This window comes from Nocardia citri (genome assembly GCF_054065835.1).
Genome location: NZ_JBSUQM010000053.1, coordinates 1 through 3,899, shown reverse-complemented (window position 1 = coordinate 3,899; position 3,899 = coordinate 1). Strand labels below are relative to the sequence as shown.

1 protein-coding gene and 1 pseudogene are annotated in these 3,899 nt (G+C 67.3%); both read right to left on the bottom strand.

The features are described 5' to 3' along the window. Positions 1-22: 22 nt before the first annotated feature. Positions 23-544 (bottom strand): annotated as a pseudogene (locus tag ACW2Q0_RS30950) (transposase); the annotation flags it as partial. Positions 545-725: 181 nt separating this feature from the next. Further along, a complete protein-coding gene (locus ACW2Q0_RS30945; protein ID WP_457194467.1) occupies positions 726-3,494 on the bottom strand; it encodes a cation-translocating P-type ATPase in 2,769 nt (922 codons plus the stop codon). Positions 3,495-3,899 lie beyond the last annotated feature (405 nt).

The following is a 3,899-nucleotide window of genomic DNA, read 5'->3' as shown; positions in this document are numbered from 1 at the left end:
ATCACGAAGTCTGCGCCAGACCCCTGATCTTCACGTTCACGCAGTCAAGAAACAGCACCGGATACACCGGATCCAGGGGCCGGTTCTGCCATTCGGCCATGCCCTCTATCACCCGCTCGGTGATCGTGGAGATCGTCGATTTCGGCACCTCCGCGCCGTAGATCTCGCGCAGATGCGCACTGATCTCGCCGGTCGTGAGCCCCTTGGCCGACAACGAGATCACGATGTTCTCCACACCGTTCAACCGGCGCTGTCGCTTCTTAACGATCTGCGGCTCGAAACTCGCCTCCCGGTCCCGCGGCACGGTGATCTCCACCGGCCCGGCCTCGGTCTCGATCGTCTTGGCCCGCTTACCGTTACGCGAGTTCCCGCCGTCACGGCCGGCCGGGTCGTGCTTGGCATAGCCGAGATGATCGTCCATCTCGCCCTCGAGCGCGGACTCGACCACCAGCTTGGTCATCCGCGCCAGCAGCCCGCCCTCGCCGACCAGCTGCAGCCCGTCACGACGAGCGTCCGCGGCCCACCGCCGGATCTGCTCATCCATCGACACCGACGCTGCCGCAGCAGATCCGGCGGCCTTCTCATCAGTCACAAGTGCATCCATATTGCTCAGGAGTTACACCGCTGACCGTACAGTCCCTTTGCCCCCTCTTCGCAAATTGCCGCCCTCCTGGCAACCACACGGCACGTGGGGTCCAGCGACGAAAAAAGTCGCGCTGACTAGGCTAGTCCTTGTGGCGGAGTAGCCAGCGGCGTAGTTCGTCGGCTGCCCAGACGATGATGGGGTAGGGGGCGGTGACGGCGAGCATATCGGGGGTGAGCGCTGCGGTGCCGAGGATGGTCTGCAGGGGTGGGAGATAGATGATGGCGGCGGTGAGGGCGAGTTCGAAGGCGATACCCCACAGCAGCAGGGGGTTGGAGAACACGCCGATCGAGCGGAGCGAGGCGTGTTCGGTGCGGGCGGCGAAGGCGGTGCCGATCTGGCCGGTGACCATGCCGAGGAAGGTCATGGTGGTGGCCTGCTGGTAGGCGTGGTGCAGTGGTTGCCCGGGGCCGATGGCGGCGTCGGGCCGCCATCCTGCCCGCAGGAGCACGTAGAAGAATCCGGCCATCGCCAGCACCGCACAGATGACGCCGAGAAACAACCAGGCGCGTAGCAGCATGGGGGCGCCGATGACTGGTTCGGTGCGGGAGCGGGGTGGCTTGTGCATGATGCCGGGTTCTGCGGGTTCGCGGCCGAGGGCGAGGGCGGGCAGGGTTTCGGTGCCGACGTCGAAGGCCAGCAGTTGCAACACGGTCAGTGGCAGCGGGATCGCGCCGCCGGAGAGCGCGAACACCATGAACGGGGTGATCTCGGGGGTGGCGTGGGCGAAGATGTAGAAGATGAATTTGCGGATGTTGTCGTAGACGCGGCGTCCGGCCTGCACGGCGGCGGTGATGGTGGCGAAGTTGTCGTCGGTGAGCACCATGGTGGAGGCTTCTCGCGCGACGTCGGTGCCGGTGCGGCCCATGGCGATGCCGATATCGGCGCGTCGTAGGGCGGGGGCGTCGTTGACGCCGTCTCCGGTCATCGCTACGACGTGCCCGGTGTCGCGCAAGGCGTCGGCGATACGGAGTTTCGCTTCCGGTGAGGAGCGGGCGAAGATCAGGTCGGCGTCGCTGTCGAGGAGTGTGTCGAGGTCGTCCTCGCTCATCCGGTCCAGTTGTTCGCCGGTGACGACGACGGGTTCGGTGCGAGTGATGCCGACTTGTGCGGCGATGGCGGCTGCGGTGAGGCCGTGGTCGCCGGTGATGACGATGATCCGGATCCCGGCGGTGTGGCAGGCGGCGACGGCGTCGGCGACCTCGGGGCGCGGCGGGTCGACCATGGCGACCAGCCCGAGCAGGGTCATATCTCGCTCGGCCTGCTCGCTGCTGCGCGGCGGTGTCGCGCCGGGGTCGATGCTGCGGTCGGCGACGGCCAGCACGCGCAACCCTCGGCGGGCCAGACTGTCCACGTATTCGGAGAGTGCGCGTCGGCGAGTCGGGGTGAGCGGCTGTGGGGTGGCGTGGGCGTCGAGTTCGGTGGCGCAGCGGGGCAGCATGGTTTCCGGGGCGCCCTTGGCGTGCACCCAAAGGCGGCCGGTGTCGTCCTCGTCGAGGGTGGACATACGTTTGCGGGTGGGATCGAAGTGGAACTGGCGGCGCCGCTGCCGCTGCCGTACATCCGGATCCAGCCAGATACCGAGTGCTGCGGCGGCGCCGAGCATCGCGATCTCGGTCGGGTCACCGACTGCGGCGCGCCCGCCAGAGGCGGGGCGCGCGTTGTTGCAGGAGGTCATCGCAGTGGCCAGGCGGGTGCGGGTGACATCCGGTGGTGGCGGGTTCGCGGTGAGATCGTGGGTGCCGGTGGCGGTGGCGGCCACGATGACCCGCATCCGGTTTTCGGTGAGTGTTCCGGTCTTGTCGGTACAGATCACGTTGGTGGAGCCGAGGGTTTCCACCGCGCTGAGCCGTTTCACAACCGCGCCGCGCCGCGCGAGGCCACGCACCCCGATCGCCAACGCCAACGTGATGACCGGTAACAACCCCTCGGGGACGTTGCCGACCAGCAGGCCGACAGCAAAGACGACAGCATTGAGGAACGACAACCCCGCGCCCAGGGTCGCGACCGGGATGAACGCCGCGCCGAGCAGCACCGACACCAACGCGATCAGCCAGGCCACCCGCCGGACCTGGTGCTCGAGCGGGCTCTCCTCACGCCGCACCCGCTCCGACAGGGCGGCGATGCGGCCCAGCTCGGTGTGCATCCCGGTGGCATAGACGACCGCGCGGGCGTCGCCCTCGGTGCAGGTGGTGCCGCTGAACACCAGGTTGCGCGCATGCAGCAGCGGGACCCGGGTGTCGACCAGCTCGGCCGCGCGGAACACCGGCATCGATTCCCCGGTCAAAGTGGAGACGTCGACCTCGATACCGCCGTCGAGCAGGCGAGCATCCGCCGAGATCCGATCGCCCTCGCTGATGACGAGTATGTCACCGGGCACCAGTTGCGTGGCGTCGATATCGCCAACGGCCCCGTCGCGTACCACCGTCGCCCGCATCGGCAGATACGCCGCGAGCGCTTCCACGGCCTTCTCGGCCTGCTGTTCCTGCACGAACGCGAACGCGGCGTTGATCACGATCACCACCATGATCGCGATCGCCACCGGTGCGATGCCCACCGCCCACGCCAACCCCGCCGCCGCCCACAACAGCAACGCCAGCGGATGGGTGAACTGCTTTACGAGTTCCCGCGGCCATTGCCGCCCGCCCCGCCTGCGCAGCTGATTCGGCCCGACATGAACCAACCGCCGCTGTGCTTCACGAGCAGTCAACCCCGACCGGGAACTACGCAGATCACGCAACAGCAGATCCACCCGCTCGGTCGGATCCAACCGAACACCCGGCTCGACATCAACACCATCGACATCAACACCATCGACGGCAACGCCACCGCCGCCAGCCTCGTGCGCCATCGATCACCCCGCCGTCGTCGCTTACCACGCCCCACAACCCAGCTCGGGTGAGCACCTGGACAGTCACTCGCCCTCGGATCCGAGGACCACTGGCCGTCACAGTCCGGACCGCCAGCACGGGTGTGGATCAATCGAAACGATTGTGTCGAGTATCCCGACGATCGTCGTCGCGCCGGTCACCGTGTCCGGCGCCGACCCAGTCGACCGCGTCCGAAAACACGAACCAGCACCACGCCGATGTCGCGCCAACGCCCACGGGCGAGCAGGACCACGACATCAGCCGCAGTCATGAGCCGCTCCTTTCATCCCCCAGCGAACCCCTACCGGCCGTCACACCGCCAGAACCAAAGGTCACATCACCCTGCACCGTCAGGCACTAGAGGCATGTCGAATCTTCCGGACATC

Bases quoted from the DNA above. Each gene is read 5' to 3' on its own strand.
- ACW2Q0_RS30945 (WP_457194467.1), bottom strand. From the start codon at position 3,494: ATGGCGCACGAGGCTGGCGGCGGTGGCGTTGCCGTCGATGGTGTTGAT.